We start from the raw sequence: 17,302 nt of genomic DNA, 5'->3' as shown, positions 1-17,302 counted from the left end.
ATATAAAAAATCCCAAATTCCAATTTTAAGATTGTGAATTTGGGATTTTTCATTAGACACTTTAGTATCTTCTATTCTAAGAAATTTTAAAATAAGAAATCCCAAACTCCGAAAGAAAAATTGGAATTTGGGATTTTCATATTGGAATTTATATTAAGCTAAAGCTTGCTCTAAATCGGCAATTAAATCTTCTGCATCTTCGATACCAACACTCAATCTAACAAGATCATCAGTAATGCCTACTTCTGCTCTTTTATCTGCAGGAATAGAAGCGTGCGTCATTAAAGCTGGGTGGTTAGCCAATGATTCAACTCCACCAAGAGATTCTGCCAAAGTAAACACTTTCAATTTTTCTAAAAATGCGATAGAATCTTCTTTCTTTCCTGATTTAAAATCAAAAGAAACCATTCCTCCAAAAGCTTTCATTTGCTTCTTAGCAATTTCGTGAAACGGATGATTTTTTAAACCTGGATAATAAACCGTTTTAATTTTAGGATGGTTGTTCAAATATTCAACTACTTTTTCTCCATTTTCACAATGTCTCTGAACTCTTAAAGCTAACGTTTTGATTCCTCTTAAAACCAAAAAGCTATCCATTGGCCCAAGAGTCGCTCCTGTTGCAAATTGCTGAAAATGCAATTGTTCTCCAAGGCCTGCGTCTTTTACAATTAATGCTCCAGCAATAACATCAGAATGACCTCCTAAATATTTCGTAGCAGAGTGCATTACAATGTCTGCTCCTAAATCTAAAGGCTTTTGTAGATAAGGCGTTGCAAAAGTATTATCAACCGCAAGAAGAATATTTTTCTCTTTAGTAATTTTTGCAATTTCTTGAATGTCTGCCAATTTCATCAACGGATTTGTTGGTGTTTCTACCCAAATTAACTTCGTGTTTTCGTTAATTAAACTTTTCAGTTTTTCGATATTCGTCATATCAACAAAATGAAATTTAATACCCGAATCTTTATAAACGCGAGAGAACATTCTGTAAGTTCCGCCATACAAATCATCCATCGCAATGATTTCGTCTCCAGCTTTAAAAGATCTTAAAACGCAATCTGTAGCTGCAAGACCAGACGAAAATGCTAATCCGCGAGTTCCGTTTTCAATACTAGCCAGCGCCTCCTCTAAAGCCGTACGTGTCGGGTTTGAAGCTCTACTATATTCGTAATCTGCCAAAGGTTTCCCTGGACTTGTTTGTACAAATGTTGAAGTTTGATACACTGGCGGCATAACAGCGCCTGTACTTGGATCATGATGCTGTCCTCCGTGAATAACTTTTGTATTGAATTTCATATAGTTATAAATTTTAAATCCTTAATTCTTTTACAAATTTACCGCTTAATTTATTTTATCGCGACACAACTTCTTACCTTTGTAGATAATTAACACTTTTTGATATGAAAAATTCATTATTTATACTCTTTTTGTGTTTGATTTTTACAAGTTGCAAAAAAGAGCTTTCATTTGAGAATGAAACATTTGAAGAGAAATCTACTGTCCCATGCAAAAATGATTGCCCAAAAATCACCATAGAAGTTCCAATTGCTAAAAATGTTAAAGTAACCTCAGACAGCATTAATAAGAAAGTATTTGCCGTCATTAAAGAGATTGTGTTTTTTGAAGACGATTCGGTAAAAGTTGATGGCTACAAAGCATTGGCAAAATCTTTTATTGCCTCCTATCAAGAAATGCATCAAAAATTTCCAAACGATACCTTTGGCTGGGAAGCAAAAATCATTGGAAATGTCGAATTTGAATCGGACCAGATTTTAAACCTTAAAATTGACCATTATACTTTTACTGGCGGCGCTCACGGTTATCAAGGTTATCGCTCTTTATTATTCGATAAAAAAACAGGAAAAACCATTTTCAATAATCAGTTGTTTAAAAACGAAAATGAGTTTAAAACTTTCGCAGAAAAAACATTTAGATCAAAATATAAAATCCCAGAAAAAGCCAATATCAACGCTACAGGTTTAATGTTTGAAAACGATAAATTTCAATTGCCCCAAAACATTTTTTACACCTCTGAAGGTTTGCTTTTATATTACAACTCATACGAAGCGGCATCCTACGCAGATGGTCCAAAAGAACTTATATTTCCGTATGAAGAAATAAAGAAATATTTGAATTTTCAATAAACATTTTAGATTAAATAAATTCAGCATCTAACACAATCTTTACAGATATGCTTGATGTAGACGCACTGCAGTGCGTCTCTACAGGAAAACCTTTGTCACTTTGTTTCTCTGAACCTCTGCACCTTTTTATTGAACATCATATTTCATCTTACGTAAAACCCTCAGAGCTTCTTTAAAAGAGGAGTATACATTCTTATACGGTTTTAAAAGCAATTTTGCATCTATTAATTTTTGTCGAGCATCTTCAAAACCATTCAAATGGCAAATCATAAAAGTTGACGGCAGATTTTCCAGATCTTTCATTTCACGATCAGATAATGCAATTTCTTTTTGAAGTTTTCCGAGCAAAGCCATATTTGAATTATAAATATGATACAACATTTTCCGGTTGAACTCTGGCGGCTGAAAAAGCATTTGGCGATCTATTTTATAATAACCATTATCAAAGAAATGAATCGTTTGTTCTTCTAACGGATAATAACTCGTTTTGTCATTTAATCCCAGCGGAACATATTCTGTAATGGTAAAAGTATCGTCGTTATATTGTATTGTAACAACATCTTGTGCCGAATAAAAAAGTTTAATTTGTTCGTTTATTAATTCGATATCTACACGAGACAAATACGTTTTATCGCGTAATTTTTTCGGAACTCCAGCCCAACAAATCACGAATAATTCTTTAAAAACACGGTATTTTGGCGACATATCTTTATGTCTGAAATTCATAAAATCGATAACGCCGTCTAAAGTATATTGAATACTGTTTCGAGAGCTATTTTCTATTCCAATTACCGTTTCTGTATTTTGATTGCTCTTTTCGATTATCTCATGTTCTTCTAGTGGAATTGAATTACTGCCACGTCTCACAAAAACACTGTTTGCAAAAATAGTATGAATTCCTTTTTTGAAGTACGAGATTTTACTTTTAGGCTTTATGGTAACCAGACCGATTACTTTGTCTTTTGGAAGATTAGGAAAAGGGACGTTTTCGTATTGAATTTTTGGAGGATTTTCTAAAAATGCATTGACCAGATTCTGAATTCGGCTATCATCGAAAAAATCATCGCCTACAATCTCATTATCTTGATCTTCTACTCCAACAACGATATAAGAATTATTGTTTGGGTTGGAATTGGATAACGCGCAAATGTGCTTTAGAAACTTGCCCTTCCCTTCGCGCGAATGAAGATTCAACTGCCTTTTCTTATCATAAAAACTGCTTTCGTCATTATGAGCGAGGAGATTTTTAATTAAAAGGCGCTTATTAATCATTCTTTTTAGATTATTAGACTGACTTAGATTTTTAGACTTCTCAGATTGATTTTCAGTTTCCTAAGTTAAACTAAAGATCCGACTTTCTAAGAAGTCTAATAATCTAGTTTTAAATATTCTTTTTAACAATCGTCGAAGAGGCCTGTGCTGTACTCATAACAACCAAATCGGCAATATTTACATGATAAGGTCGTGAAACTACAAAGTGAATAATATCGGCAATATCTTCTGCCTGTAACGGATCAAATCCTTTATAAACATTTGCCGCTCTTTCCACATCTCCTTTAAAGCGAACTTCGCTAAATTCAGTTGCTACCATTCCTGGATGAATTCCTCCAACTCTAATTCCAAACGGATTTAAATCGATTCGCATTCCTGCAGTAATAGCATCAACCGCATGTTTAGAACCACAGTATACATTCCCATTTGGGTAAACTTCTTTTGCCGCTGTTGAACCTATATTAATAATATGCCCCGATTGTCTTTCGACCATTTGCGGAATTATTGCTTTTGACACATATAAAAGTCCTTTCACATTAATATCAATCATGGCATCCCAATCGTCTAAATTTCCGTTCTGAATCGGATCTAAACCGTGGGCATTTCCAGCGTTATTAATTAAAACGTCAATTGTTGCAAAATCGTTTGGTAAAGAGCCTATTTTTTGCAGAACATCTTCTTTATCACGAACATCAAATGCTAAAGTATGTACTTCTGTAAAAACAGAAAGTTCATTTTGAAGTTCTTCTAAACGGTCTTGACGTCTTCCGCAAAGAACAACTTTATAATTGTTTTTTGCTAAAATCTGAGCGGTTGCTTTTCCAATTCCGCTTGTAGCACCAGTAATTAAAACTGTTTTTTTCATTTTGTTGATTTCATTTTGCCACAGATTAAAAGGATTTAAATGATTTTTCAATCTGTGAAAATTCTTTTAATCTGTGGCTACTATTTTTTTACGCGTTTAACTGAATACTGTCACTGCGACTGAATACTTAAAAATTAAGGCACATCATCGCCCATACTTTCAGTCCAGATCGCAAACCAATCTTCTTTATCCATTTCTAATTCAACTGCTTTTGACAGAGATTGAATTCTGGCAACGTTAACAGTTCCTGCAATAGGAATAACTCTTGCTGGATGTTTTAAAATCCATGCCAATAAAAGTGTATCTGCACCTAAATGATATTTCTCTAATAAAGTAGAAAACAGTTTTTTCAAACGGCGAGTTTGTTTTGTATCTTCTCTAAAAACCGTTCCTAGCGGATTCCATGATAAAGGTCGAATTCCGTTAGTCTGCATATAATCTAAACTTCCGTCAGTCATTGCTTCATAATGCGTAGCAGAAAACTGAACTTGATTATAGCTTACTTCTGTTTTCTGACGAATCAATTCAGTTTGTGAGCTTGTAAAGTTTGAAAGTCCAAAATCAATAATTTTTCCTTCTCCTTTTAATTTCTCAACCGCTTCTGCAATTTCCTCAGCCTGCATTAACGGACTTGGTCTGTGAAGTAAAAAAACATCTACATAATCTGTTTTTAAATTCTTCAAAGATGTTTCTACAGACTTAATAATATAGTCTTTGGAATAATCGTAATGTTTGATTTTGTTTTCGGGGCGTTTTTCAGCAATCATCTGAATTCCGCACTTGGTAATTAATTGTAATTTTTCACGGGCAATCTTACTTGCGTGAAAGGCTTTTCCAAAATCGGCTTCGGTCGTATACGAACCGTAAATATCCGCGTGATCAAAAGTCGTAATTTTGTTTTCGATACTCACCTGTATCATGTTTTCCATTTCTTTAGTTGTAAGGTTTTTATCCCAAACTCCCCAATTCATAGTGCCCGAAATTATAGGCGATAAGACTGTTTTGCTCATAATAATTATGCGTTATTTTTGGTAATAATTATGCTTTACTAAAACATAATCATCAAAGTTCTTAAAAATATAAAAATAGATTCACAATTAGTCCTTAAAATTAGGTCTTTGGTCGAAGTTTTAACCATTCTTTAACATCTTACTTCTTAAAAAATATTCAATTTGCACTCTCAAAAATTAGGCGTTAAAATCAAGGTTTTAAAAATATTTATATGGAAGAAAATACAACGACTTTAGACATTAGAGCGATAAATGAAAAAATTGAGAGAGAAAGTGCTTTTATAGACCTTCTTACAATGGAAATGAACAAAGTTATTGTGGGTCAGAAACATATGGTCGAGCGTCTATTGATCGGATTACTTGGACAAGGGCATATTTTATTGGAAGGAGTTCCTGGTCTGGCAAAAACTTTAGCCATCAACACGCTTTCTCAAGCAGTTCAAGGATCTTTCAGCCGTATCCAGTTTACGCCAGATTTATTACCTGCCGATGTTATCGGAACCATGATTTACAATATTAAAGCAAATGAGTTCTCAATTAAAAAAGGACCAATTTTTGCCAATTTCGTACTTGCCGATGAGATTAACCGTGCTCCAGCAAAGGTTCAATCTGCTTTATTAGAGGCGATGCAGGAGAAACAAGTTACTATTGGTGACACTACATTTAAATTAGACCGTCCGTTTTTAGTATTAGCAACACAAAACCCAGTTGAGCAAGAAGGAACGTATGCACTTCCTGAAGCACAAGTTGACCGTTTTATGTTGAAAACTGTTATTGATTATCCAAAAATTGATGAAGAACGTTTTGTAATTCGTCAAAACTTAAAAGGAACTTACGAAAAAGTAAATCCGGTAGTTTCTGTAGATCAAATTCTACGTGCTCAGGAAGCTGTTCGTGAAGTTTATATGGATGAAAAAATCGAGAAATATATTCTTGATATTATTTTCGCTACACGTTACCCAGAAAAATACAAATTAGCCGATTTAAAACCGCTTATCAGTTTTGGAGCTTCTCCTCGTGGAAGTATCAACTTGGCTAATGCTGCTAAATGTTATGCTTTCATCAAACGTCGTGGTTATGTAATTCCAGAAGACGTTCGTGCAGTTGTTCACGATGTATTACGTCACAGAGTTGGAATCACTTACGAAGCAGAAGCAGAAAACATCACTTCTGTAGACATTATCAACAAAATCGTTAACGAGATTGAGGTACCTTAAAAATTTGTTTCAGGTTTCAGGTTTCAGGTTGTTGCAAGACAAACTTGAAACTTTTAAACTTTAAACTTTAAACAAATAGAATGGATACAAAAGAGCTTTTAAAAAAAGTACGGAAAATAGAAATCAAAACGAAAAGACTGAGTAATCATATCTTTTCGGGAGAATACCACTCTTCATTTAAAGGACGAGGAATGACGTTTAGCGAGGTGCGTCAATACCAATACGGAGATGATATTCGTAACATCGATTGGAATGTAACCGCACGCTACAATGAAGCTCACGTTAAAGTATTTGAAGAAGAACGCGAATTAACCATGGTTTTAATGGTCGATATTTCGGGTTCGGAATCTTTTGGTTCTAAAAATCAATTCAAGAAAGACATCGTAACCGAAATTGCGGCAACGATGGCTTTTTCGGCTACACAGAATAATGACAAAATTGGTTTAATCTTATTTTCTGATACTGTAGAATTATATATTCCGCCTAAAAAAGGACGTTCACACGTACTACGCATCATTCGTGAATTGATCGAATTTGAACCAAAAAGTCATAAAACAGACATTGCTCAAGCCTTGAAATTCTTATCTGGAACCCAGAAAAAGAAAGCCATCATTTTTATGATTTCCGATTTTATGTCTGATTCTTATGAGCATACATTAAAGATTGCTTCTAAAAAACATGACATTACAGGTGTTCGTGTGTATGATATTCGCGAAGAAAGAATTCCAAATTTAGGAATGGTAAACATGCTGGATTCCGAAACCGGAAAAATACAATTGGTTGATACAAGTTCTAAAGCTGTTCGAATGAATTATGAAAAACATTATCAAGAAAAGCTGAATTACTTTAAAGATACTTTCCGTAAATCTGGAGCAGGAATTGTAAATACCAGAGTAGACGAAAATTACGTTACTAAACTATTAGGCTATTTCAAATCGAGGTAAAGATTTTTGATTTTTGATTAACGATTTTTGATTTATGATGTGTATGATTTGAGATTAAAGGAAGTATTTAAGAAATGACCAAACAAGAATTAGAAAATAGATTGATTGATTTTGCAGCAACAATTATAATTATAGCAAGTAAGTTTGAGAAAAATTATGCAGGAAATCATCTGTCAGGGCAAATAATCCGATCGGGAACATCGCCAGCGTTAAATTACGGTGAAGCGCAAAGTGCAGAGAGTAAAAAAGATTTTATTCATAAAATGGGAATTTGTCTGAAAGAATTAAGAGAAACATTTGTTTGTTTGAAAATAATAGAAAAAGCAAATTTATCAACAGACAAAGAAAGTTTAATGCAAGTAAAAATAGAAGCAAATCAATTAATTTCCATTTTTGTGTCCAGCATTAAAACATCAAAAAATAATTCATAAAAATTAAAGATTACTATTTTAGAAAACTATTGACAATCCTTGGAAAAATCAAAAATCAAAAATCGTTAATCTTCAATCGTTAATCAAATGAAATTTAAACTTTATATATTTTTATTGCTTTTTTCTACCATGATTTTTGCTCAGCAAAAACAAGTAGAAACGAGTATTGATACCACCAAAAATAAAATTGGTGCTGAGTTCAAACTGACCCTGAAAACAGTTGTAACTTCAACATCAAAAGTTGAATTTCCTAAACTTAAAAATATTGGTCCGTTAGAAGTTATCCAGTCTTATCCAATTGATACGGTTAAGAAAGATGCCACTAATTACGAACTTATAAAAAAATATGGTTTAACACAGTTTGATTCTGGCCGTTATACGATTCCGAGCATCAAAATTTTAATTGATAAAAAACCTTTTTACTCTGATTCTATTAAAGTTGAAGTAGCCGCTGTAAAAGTTGATACTTTACAGCAGAAAATGTACGACATTAAAGATATTTCTTCTGTTGATGAAGGAATGGGAAATTGGTGGATTTACACTTTAATAGTTCTAGCCATTTTAGGAATTGGTGCTTTTGTTTACTGGTATGTCAAAAAACGTCAGTTGAAAAAAATCGAAGAGGAAGTTTATAAAACTCCTATCGAAAAAGCGACTAGTTTATTAAATAATCTAGAACAAAAAGAACTGGTTCAAAAAGGAGAAATCAAAGAATACTATAGCGAACTGACCGATATTGCTAGAAATTATATCGAAGAAGCCATTCATATCCCAGCAATGGAAAGCACAACTTCTGAGTTAATTGCTGCAATTAGAGAAGCTTCGACCAAAAAGAAAATGACCCTTACACCTGAAACGGTTGAAAATTTAGAACGCGTTTTACGTCAGGCCGATTTGGTAAAATTTGCAAAATCTAAACCGCTTGATTTTGAAATTACCGATGATAGAAATAAAATACAGAAAGTAATTTTAACCCTTGATAATGCAATTCCAACTGAAGTTCCAGAAGAAATTGAAGATCAGTTATTAAACGAAGCGCAAAGACAAAAACAAATTCAGGCACAGCTTAAAAAACAGCGCAATGCTAGAATTGGTTATTCCGTTGCCGCTATCATACTTTTATTGTTTGCTACCACAACTTTCTTTGTTGTTACCAAAGGGTTCAATTATGTAAAAGACAATGTAATTGGTCACCCTTCTAAAGAATTATTAGAAGGCGAATGGGTAAAAAGTGCTTACGGAAGTCCAGCTGTTGTTATTGAAACGCCAAAGGTTTTAAAAAGAATGGATGCGCAAAAAGCACTTCCAAAAGAAGCAATGGCACTTATCAAAGAAATGCAACTTTTTGCCTACGGAAGTATGATTGATAATTTTTACGTAACGGTTTCAACATCTAAATTCAAACAGCCAACAGATATTGATTTAAGTAAAACTCTCGAAGGCACTTTAAAAATTATTGAGGCTCAAGGCGGACAAAATATTATAGTAAAACAAGAAGATTTTCAAACTAATGAAGGTATTCAGGGAGTAAAAGGTTACGGAACAATGACTGTTTTGAATCCAGCAACTAAAACGAGTACAAAAGCATATTATGAATTGTTACTTTTCAAACAAGATCAAGGTTTACAGCAAATCCTGATTTTGCACGAAGAAGGCGATACTTATGCAAATGAAATCACGACCCGAATATTAAATTCTGTTGAACTTCAAAGAGCAAACAACTAATGAGCAAGATCACTTTTTTAAATCCAGAGTTCCTTTGGTTGTTTCTATTAATTCCGATTGCAGTAATCTGGTTTTTCTGGAAACGCAACCAGCAGTCGGCTACCTTAAAAATGAGTTCGACAGCAGGATTCCAAAATAATCAATCGTTTTGGATCAAGTTCAAACCTGCTTTATACGTTTTCAGAATTCTCGCTTTAAGCTCGTTAATTATAGCATTGGCACGCCCAAGAACTGTAGATATTAGCAACCAGACTAAAACAACAAAAGGAATTGATATTGTAATGGCAATTGACGTTTCTGGATCTATGCTGGCAAAAGATTTAAAGCCAAATCGTATGGAAGCTTTAAAAAGAGTTGCAGCCGATTTCGTTGAAGAAAGACCAAATGACAGAATCGGATTGGTTTTGTACGCTTCTGAAGCATACACCAAAACGCCTGTTACAAGCGATAAAGCTATTATTCTTGAAGCTATAAAAGGAATTAAATACGATACGGTTTTACAAGACGGAACTGGAATTGGAATGGGATTGGCAACTGCTGTAAATCGTTTGAAAGATAGCAAAGCAAAAAGCCGTGTAATTATTTTACTTACTGACGGTGTTAACAATGCTGGTTTTATCGAACCAGAAACTGCCTCTGATATTGCAAAACAATACGGAATAAAAGTTTATACAATTGGTCTTGGAACAAACGGAATGGCAGAATCTCCATACGCATATGCTCCAAATGGCGGTTTCTTATTTAAAATGCAGAAAGTTGAAATCGATGAAAAGCTAATGAGAAACATTGCTAGAAAAACAGATGGAACATACTTTAGAGCAACAAGCAATGATAAATTAGCAGAAATATACAAATCGATCAATAAACTGGAAACTACAGAAATTCAGGAACTGAAATTCTACGATTACGACGAAAAATATAGGTTTTTTGTCTTATTTGCAGGTTTAATGTTATTGCTTGAAGTTGGATTAAGAAATACGGTTTACAGAAGCTTCATTTAATTTTGAAAAAATTAAAAAATTCCAATTCTAAAAATTCCAAACAACAAATTGGAATTTGGAATTTGAAGATTAAAAATTAGAAAGAGGATTTGGAATTTGGAATTTCAATATTGGAATTTAAAAACATTTATGGAATTAGACGAAAAAAAATATTTATATCTCTTATTACTTATCCCAATTGTGGTATGTATTTTTCTTTTCAATATGTATTGGAAAAGAAGAACACAACGTGAATTTGGTGATTTGGAAATGGTAAAAAGATTGAGCCCTGAGAAATCGGTTTTTAAACCTGTTTTAAAAATTGTTGTAATTCTTTTGGCACTTACTTGTTTAATTATTGGTTTGGTAAATCCGAAAATCGGAACCAAAATGGAAACCGTAAAACGAGAAGGTATTGATATTGTTTTTGCTGTCGACGTTTCTAAAAGTATGCTTGCTGAAGATGTTGTTCCTAGCCGTTTGGATAAAAGTAAGCAGTTGGTTTCTCAAATCATTAACAATTTAGGAAGCGATAGAATCGGAATCGTGGCGTATGCGGGAAGTGCTTTCCCAGTTTTACCCATTACATCAGATTACAGCGTTGCAAAAATGTTCTTGCAAAGTATGAATCCGGGAATGGTTTCCTCTCAAGGAACCTCTTTGGATGAAGCGATTAAATTATCCTCTACTTATTTTGATGAAAAGAGTAAGACCAGTAAATTATTAATTCTGATTTCTGACGGTGAAGATCATTCTGAAGGTGCAACTGCCGCGGCAGAAGAAGCCAATAAATTAGGAATGAAAATCATCACAATTGGCGTTGGAACAGAAAGAGGAGGAACAATTCCGTTAAAAGAAAATGGCGTTGTAAGAGGCTATCAAAAAGACCAAAATGGAGAAACAGTTATTACCAAATTAAACCAAGAAGGTTTAAAAACAATTGCAAAAGCAACAAAAGGTGGTTATGTTTACGGCGGAAGTACAAAAGAAGTTTTAGAATATGTAAAAAATGCTTTGAACAATATTCAGAAAACAGAATTTGAAGCTACACAAATGGCAGAATTTCAATCGCAGTTCCAATGGTTTATCGGATTTGCATTTTTACTGCTTTTCCTAGACATTTTCTTGTTAGAAAGAAAAACAAGCTGGATCAAAGAGTTGGATTTATTTAATGAAAAGAAATAAATGTTCAGAGTGAAATTCAGAACAGAAAACAAAATTAGAATGAAAAATTTACTCCTTTATATTTTACTAACGGTTTCTTTTGCAGCTGCTGCACAAGAAAAGGACAAATCATTGCCTGCTGGTAATGAAGAATATAAACAGAATAAATTTACTGATGCTGAGGCAAACTATAGAATTTCGGAATCAAAATTTCCTAAAAAATCAGCAGCTCCATATAATTTAGGAAATACCATTTATAGACAAAATCAGATTTCGGAAGCTAAATTTGCTTACGCGAAAGCGATAAAAAATGCCAAAACGAGACCTGAAAAACACAAGGCTTATCATAATCTTGGAAATACTTTTATGAAAGAGAAAGATTATTCTCAAGCCGTTGAAGCTTACAAACAAGCACTTCGTAACGATCCGACTGATGATGAAACACGTTACAATTATGCTTACGCAAAACAAAAATTAAAAGAGAATCCTCCTAAAAACGATCAGAAAGATAAAAATAAGGACAAAGACAAGGATAAGGATAAAAACAAAGATAAAGACAAGGACAAGGACAAAAATAAAGATAAAGACAAGGATAAAAAAGACGATAAAGGCGACCAGGATAAAGACAAAAAAGACGGTAAAAACGATCCTAAGAAAGATGACAAATCTGATAATCAAGGAGAGCCAAAACCACAGCCTGGAGGAATATCAAAAGAACGTGTTCAGAATTTGCTTGACGCTGTAAATAATGAGGAAAAGAAAATTCAGGACAAAGTAAATGCTCAAAAAGTAAAAACTAATCCTAAGAAAACAGAAAAAGACTGGTAAAATTTGGTTAATCGTTTAACCGTTAATTTGTTTATTTGATCCAAACAATACGATTAAACAAAATAACGTTTAAACGATTAAGCATTAAAAACAACGATTAAACAAGTAATGAAAAGATATTTAATTCTATTTCTACTCACTTTTCAAGGACTTATGGCTCAAGTACAATTTGAAGCCAGAGTCAGCAAAAACTCGCTTGGAATAAATGAAAGACTTCGCATCGACTTCATCATGAATGTTGACGGAGATAATTTCGAGCAACCTTCTTTTGAGGGGTTTAAAATGGTCGCAGGACCAAGCCAACAGATTAGTCAGTCTTGGATAAATGGGCGAAGCTCTTTTCAGAAAATATATTCTTATATCTTGCAGCCTGAGAGAAAAGGAGTTGTCACCATTAAGCAGGCCGCGATAGAATTCAACGGTCAGGTTTACAAAACAAATCCGATTAAGGTTACTGTGACCAATGCCGTGGCTCAAGAAAGAGATCCAAACGATAGACCTCCAGGATCTGGAAATGAATTATTGACTCTTGTTGCCGAAATTTCAAAAACAAATCCGTATCTAAACGAACCAATAACAGCGGTTTACAAATTGTATTTCAATAATATTGGAGTTACAGGATTTAAAGAATTGGCCAAACCTAAATACAATGATTTCTGGAATCAGAACATCGATATCAAACAATTGGCAATTGAAGAAGGAAATTTCCAAGGCCAAAAATGTTATTATGTTATCCTGAAAAAGACCATTTTATATCCTCAGAAATCAGGAAAACTTACTATTGAACCTCTTTCATTAGATATTGGTGTGCAATTGCCAACAAATCGCCGTGATATGTTTGGTCAAATGATTATTACAGAAGACAATAAAGTAGTTTCTGCTGGAGCAAAAACAATCAATGTAAGGCCACTTCCAGAAAGCACAAAACCAGAAGGATTTACTGGAGCTGTCGGAAGACTGAATTTTACCGTTACTCCATCAAAAACAACGCTTAAAAATGGCGAAGGTCTGGACTTAATCGTAAGTGCGCAAGGAACTGGAAATATGAAGTTGTTTACGCTTCCAAAACCAGTTGTTCCAAATGCATTAGAAATGTATGATCCTGTTCATGACGAGCAAGTAACGACTTCACTAAGCGGCATGTCTGGAAGAATTACAGACAAATACACTATTGTACCGCAATACCGAGGAAAATATGCGATAAAACCAATGCAGTTCTCCTATTTCGATTTGAGTTCTGGTACTTATAAAACCATTACTTCAAAAGAAATTATGATTGATGTTTTGGATGGTCCAACGCCTGCTGAAGCAAATCCAGGAGCATCGGCTTCTAAAAATGCGGTGACGAAAGCAGATCAATTCAAAAACATTAAATCTAGAACAGCATTAATTCCTATTGAGAAAAAAGATTTTTATGATTCGAATCTGTATTTAGGATTATTGTTTGCTCCATTTATCATTATCCCGATAATCATTTTAGCTAGAAAGAAAAAAGAAGCTATGGATAGTGATGTTACTGGAAATAGAATTAGAATGAACAATAAGCTGGCTAAGAAATATTTATCGCAAGCAAAGAAACATCTTAACAACAAGGAGCCTTTCTATATTGCACTTGAAAAAGCAATGCATAATTTCTTGAAAGCAAAACTACATATCGAAACTTCAGAAATGAGTAAAGATAATATTAGAGAATTGCTGTTATCTAGAAATGCAAATCCAGAAACGGTTCAGAATTTTATTGCTTTGACTGAAAACTGCGAATTTGCACGTTATGCACCAGCATCGAGCGCTTCAATTCAACAGGATTATGATAAGGCCGTATTGATTATTTCTGAATTAGAAAAACAGATTGTTTAATTTTTTTACCGCAAAGTTCGCTAAGAAAATTGATTTAGATTGAGTCGAATTTAAGTTCGCAAAGTTGATAATCTTTATTATAATAGAAAATGAAAAACATACTATATCTCTTTTTATTCATCTCGCAGGTTTTCTTTGCGCAAGGTCGCTTTGCATCGGCCAATGCATTGTACCAAAAAGGACAATATAAAGAAGCGGCGCAGGTTTATGAAAACATTATAAAAGAAGACAAATTACATTCTGCTGAAGTGTATTTTAATCTTGGAAACTGTTATTACAAACTAAATCAGGTTGCACCTTCGATTTATAATTATGAAAAGGCTTTGGTTCTTAAACCAAACGATCCTGAGACTTTAAACAACTTAAAATTTGCCAAAAAACTAACGATTGATGAAATCAAAGAAGTTCCAAAAGTAGGTTTTGCCAAACTGATTCAGAACTTTACTTCTATTTTTGATTACAATACTTGGGCTAAAATTTCTGTTGCGCTCGGTTTTGTGTTTTTGTTGAGTTTTATTGGATATTATTTTTCGAACGCTACACTTGCAAAAAGAATTTATTTTGTCGGAATGTTTATCGTTTTGGTGGCTTTTGCTTTAAGCATTTCAGCGGGAATGTCTGAAAAAAATCATTTTGAAAACGATCGTGTAGCCATTGTTTTTTCTGAATTAAGCCAAGTTAGGCATGAGCCTAAAAAATCTTCGACTGGAATTATTTTATTGCATGAAGGAGCAAAAGTGTATGTTTTGGAAAGTGTTGCTGGCTGGAAAAAAATCGAATTGACAGACGGAACACAAGGTTGGATAGATTCTTCAACTATCAAAGAGGTAAAATAAAGTTTTAAAATATTTAAATATAGAAATCCCAAATTCCAATAACTGCTTTGGAATTTGGGATTTTTACATTATTTGAAATTTTAAATTAATTTACCGCATCAACCAATCGTATAAACTCAGATCTGTATCCTTCTTCGTCGTTTGACAAACCAGATTTTGCCAATCTTTTAATATCAGAACTTGAACTGTTTGCTATATATTTTGAATCGCGCAATTTTAGTCCAAACCAAGAAACAGCAGTTGTGAATTTGAAATCTTGAGAACTGTTTTCTAAGTCCGTTTTTTGGTCTGCAATTACATTTACGATTTCAATACTTTTGTTGCCATCAGGTTTTTTATATCTAAATTTTACTGTAGCTAATTCATCACTATGATTTCCAGCCACTTTCTGCGTTTTAGTATATTTTAAATCTGAAGGAACATAATCACTTTCTACACCAATCGGAACAATCTCATACAAAGCCGTAACCGAGTGTCCGCTGCCTAATTCGCCTGCATCAATTTTATCATTTTTAAAATCTTCAGCATTTAATTTTCGGTTTTCATAACCAATCAATCGGTACGCCTGAACGTGATTCGGATTAAACTCGATTTGGATTTTTACATCTTTCGCGATAGCAAACATAGAACCTTTAAATTCTTTTCCAAGAAAACGATTTGCCTCTTGAATGTTATCAATATAAGCATAATTTCCGTTTCCTTTATCGGCAAGAATTTCCATTTTACTGTCTTTGTAATTTCCCATTCCAAATCCAAGAACGGTTAAGAAAACTCCAGATTCTCTTTTTTGTTCGATTAATTTCAGCATATCATCATCTGAAGAAGCGCCAACATTAAAATCACCGTCAGTAGCTATCACCACTCTATTATTGCCCTCTTTAATAAAATTCTGCTGTGCCAATTTGTACGCTAATTCGATTCCTTCTCCTCCTGCCGTGCTCCCATCTGCATGTAAATCATCAAAAGCATCCATAATTTCGTCTTTATTGTCACCAGAAGTAGGTTCTAAAACTACTCCAGCAGATCCTGCATAAACTACAATCGAAACTCTATCGGTACTGCGAAGTTCTTTCACCAAAATTTTCATAGATTCTTTTAGCAATGGCAATTTATTTGGTTCATCCATCGAACCAGAAACATCAACCAGAAATACAAGATTAGTAGCCGGCAAATTTGCCATTGGAACATCTTTTCCCTGCAAACCTATTTTTAGCAATCGGCTGTTTTTATTCCACGGGCAATCGCTGTATTCTGTATGAATTGCAAAAGGATGCTGTCCGTCTGGCTGTGGATATTTGTATTTAAAGAAATTGATCATTTCTTCAACACGAACGGCATCTTTGGGAACTTTCTGTCCTTCGTTTATAAATCGGCGAATATTGGTATACGATGCATTATCAACATCTATAGAAAAAGTAGAAAGAGGCGCTTTAAGCGGAGATTCAAACGGATTTTCTTCTAATCCTGCATAGCTTTCTGTGTTTGGTTCGGGAATATATTCTTCATCTGAAACTGAATCAGTTGTTGCTACTGCGATTTCGGCTGAATCCGCAGCTTCTTCTGGTGCATACGCTTTCTTACAGCTGAAAATAGTAAGTACGAGGAATGCCATCATAAAGAAATTAAGATTTCTCATAAAGTAAATTTTTAAAAATTAATAAAAGGTTATAGGCTTCAAATAAGGACTAGCATTCCGGATGTACTAGAGGCGATTATTTGCATTTTTTCGAGTAAGCAAAATCGTGCCAAAAAATTTAAAAATCCTTTTCTTACGTAAAAATAAAATGAGAAACCTTGATTTTAAAGGGATTTAGTGTAGAATATTTTTTTGTGAAATGCGAATATTTTTTTGCCACAGATTAAAATGATTAAATAGATTAATCTTTTTGAATCCTCTAATCTGTGGCATTATTTTTTTGCATCCAATTTTGTGTTAGACGCACTGCGGTGCATCTCTACAATAAAATGGGGTATAAAAAATTAAATGTGTGTTTTTTTGCCACAGATTAAAATGATTAAATGGATTAAT

General features: G+C 33.6%; 15 protein-coding genes. 10 read left to right on the top strand and 5 right to left on the bottom strand.

The window, feature by feature from the left end; all coding sequences use genetic code 11:
- Positions 1 to 153: 153 nt before the first annotated feature.
- Positions 154 to 1,296: a cystathionine gamma-synthase gene (locus tag AC3Y25_RS11175; protein ID WP_489902805.1), complete on the bottom strand. Its 1,143-nt coding sequence runs from the start codon at positions 1,294 to 1,296 to the stop codon at positions 154 to 156.
- 104 nt (positions 1,297 to 1,400) lie between these two features.
- Here AC3Y25_RS11175 and AC3Y25_RS11170 point away from each other — a divergent pair, with 104 nt between their 5' ends.
- The gene (locus AC3Y25_RS11170; RefSeq protein WP_427875474.1) at positions 1,401 to 2,144 is read left to right on the top strand and encodes a DUF3298 and DUF4163 domain-containing protein; all 744 of its coding nucleotides are present in this window, start codon (positions 1,401 to 1,403) and stop codon (positions 2,142 to 2,144) included.
- 126 nt (positions 2,145 to 2,270) lie between these two features.
- On the opposite strand, the gene AC3Y25_RS11165 is transcribed toward AC3Y25_RS11170, so the two are convergent.
- The 3 genes from AC3Y25_RS11165 to AC3Y25_RS11155 form a co-directional block, all read right to left on the bottom strand.
- Positions 2,271 to 3,416 (bottom strand): ATP-binding protein, encoded by a 1,146-nt coding sequence (locus tag AC3Y25_RS11165; protein WP_489902804.1) that lies wholly within the window; start codon positions 3,414 to 3,416, stop codon positions 2,271 to 2,273.
- A gap of 109 nt (positions 3,417 to 3,525) precedes the next feature.
- Complete coding sequence (locus AC3Y25_RS11160) at positions 3,526 to 4,281, bottom strand: SDR family NAD(P)-dependent oxidoreductase (RefSeq protein WP_489902803.1); 756 nt, start codon at positions 4,279 to 4,281, stop codon at positions 3,526 to 3,528.
- Positions 4,282 to 4,415: 134 nt separating this feature from the next.
- Positions 4,416 to 5,291 (bottom strand): aldo/keto reductase, encoded by an 876-nt coding sequence (locus tag AC3Y25_RS11155; protein ID WP_489902802.1) that lies wholly within the window; start codon positions 5,289 to 5,291, stop codon positions 4,416 to 4,418.
- Positions 5,292 to 5,503: 212 nt separating this feature from the next.
- Here AC3Y25_RS11155 and AC3Y25_RS11150 point away from each other — a divergent pair, with 212 nt between their 5' ends.
- The 9 genes from AC3Y25_RS11150 (at position 5,504) to AC3Y25_RS11110 (ending at position 15,273) form a co-directional block, all read left to right on the top strand.
- Positions 5,504 to 6,508 (top strand): AAA family ATPase, encoded by a 1,005-nt coding sequence (locus AC3Y25_RS11150; protein ID WP_095928410.1) that lies wholly within the window; start codon positions 5,504 to 5,506, stop codon positions 6,506 to 6,508.
- Positions 6,509 to 6,588: 80 nt separating this feature from the next.
- The gene (locus tag AC3Y25_RS11145) at positions 6,589 to 7,452 is read left to right on the top strand and encodes a DUF58 domain-containing protein (RefSeq protein WP_489902801.1); all 864 of its coding nucleotides are present in this window, start codon (positions 6,589 to 6,591) and stop codon (positions 7,450 to 7,452) included.
- A 74-nt stretch (positions 7,453 to 7,526) separates the two neighbouring features.
- On the top strand, positions 7,527 to 7,883 hold the full coding sequence (locus AC3Y25_RS11140; protein WP_379798409.1) for a four helix bundle protein: 357 nt from the start codon (positions 7,527 to 7,529) through the stop codon (positions 7,881 to 7,883).
- An 87-nt stretch (positions 7,884 to 7,970) separates the two neighbouring features.
- The gene (locus AC3Y25_RS11135; protein WP_489902800.1) at positions 7,971 to 9,608 is read left to right on the top strand and encodes a hypothetical protein; all 1,638 of its coding nucleotides are present in this window, start codon (positions 7,971 to 7,973) and stop codon (positions 9,606 to 9,608) included.
- Positions 9,608 to 10,609 carry a vWA domain-containing protein gene (locus AC3Y25_RS11130; protein WP_489902799.1) on the top strand — a complete coding sequence of 334 codons (1,002 nt, stop codon included), beginning with the start codon at positions 9,608 to 9,610 and terminating at the stop codon, positions 10,607 to 10,609. Before AC3Y25_RS11135 ends, AC3Y25_RS11130 begins: the two co-directional genes overlap by 1 nt.
- Positions 10,610 to 10,738: 129 nt before the next feature.
- Positions 10,739 to 11,773 carry a vWA domain-containing protein gene (locus tag AC3Y25_RS11125; RefSeq protein WP_248728578.1) on the top strand — a complete coding sequence of 345 codons (1,035 nt, stop codon included), beginning with the start codon at positions 10,739 to 10,741 and terminating at the stop codon, positions 11,771 to 11,773.
- A gap of 39 nt (positions 11,774 to 11,812) precedes the next feature.
- On the top strand, positions 11,813 to 12,580 hold the full coding sequence (locus AC3Y25_RS11120; RefSeq protein ID WP_489902798.1) for a tetratricopeptide repeat protein: 768 nt from the start codon (positions 11,813 to 11,815) through the stop codon (positions 12,578 to 12,580).
- A gap of 108 nt (positions 12,581 to 12,688) precedes the next feature.
- Positions 12,689 to 14,437 (top strand): BatD family protein, encoded by a 1,749-nt coding sequence (locus AC3Y25_RS11115; RefSeq protein ID WP_489902797.1) that lies wholly within the window; start codon positions 12,689 to 12,691, stop codon positions 14,435 to 14,437.
- Positions 14,438 to 14,526: 89 nt separating this feature from the next.
- Positions 14,527 to 15,273 carry a tetratricopeptide repeat protein gene (locus AC3Y25_RS11110; RefSeq protein WP_489902796.1) on the top strand — a complete coding sequence of 249 codons (747 nt, stop codon included), beginning with the start codon at positions 14,527 to 14,529 and terminating at the stop codon, positions 15,271 to 15,273.
- Positions 15,274 to 15,358: 85 nt separating this feature from the next.
- Here the strand turns inward: AC3Y25_RS11110 and AC3Y25_RS11105 are convergent, their stop codons facing one another.
- Positions 15,359 to 16,909 carry a vWA domain-containing protein gene (locus AC3Y25_RS11105; RefSeq protein WP_489902795.1) on the bottom strand — a complete coding sequence of 517 codons (1,551 nt, stop codon included), beginning with the start codon at positions 16,907 to 16,909 and terminating at the stop codon, positions 15,359 to 15,361.
- Positions 16,910 to 17,302 lie beyond the last annotated feature (393 nt).

It is taken from the genome of Flavobacterium sp. LK-23, assembly GCF_058135255.1.
The sequence above is the reverse complement of the archived record's forward strand: the minus strand, read 5'-3'. Positions and strand labels throughout refer to the sequence as shown.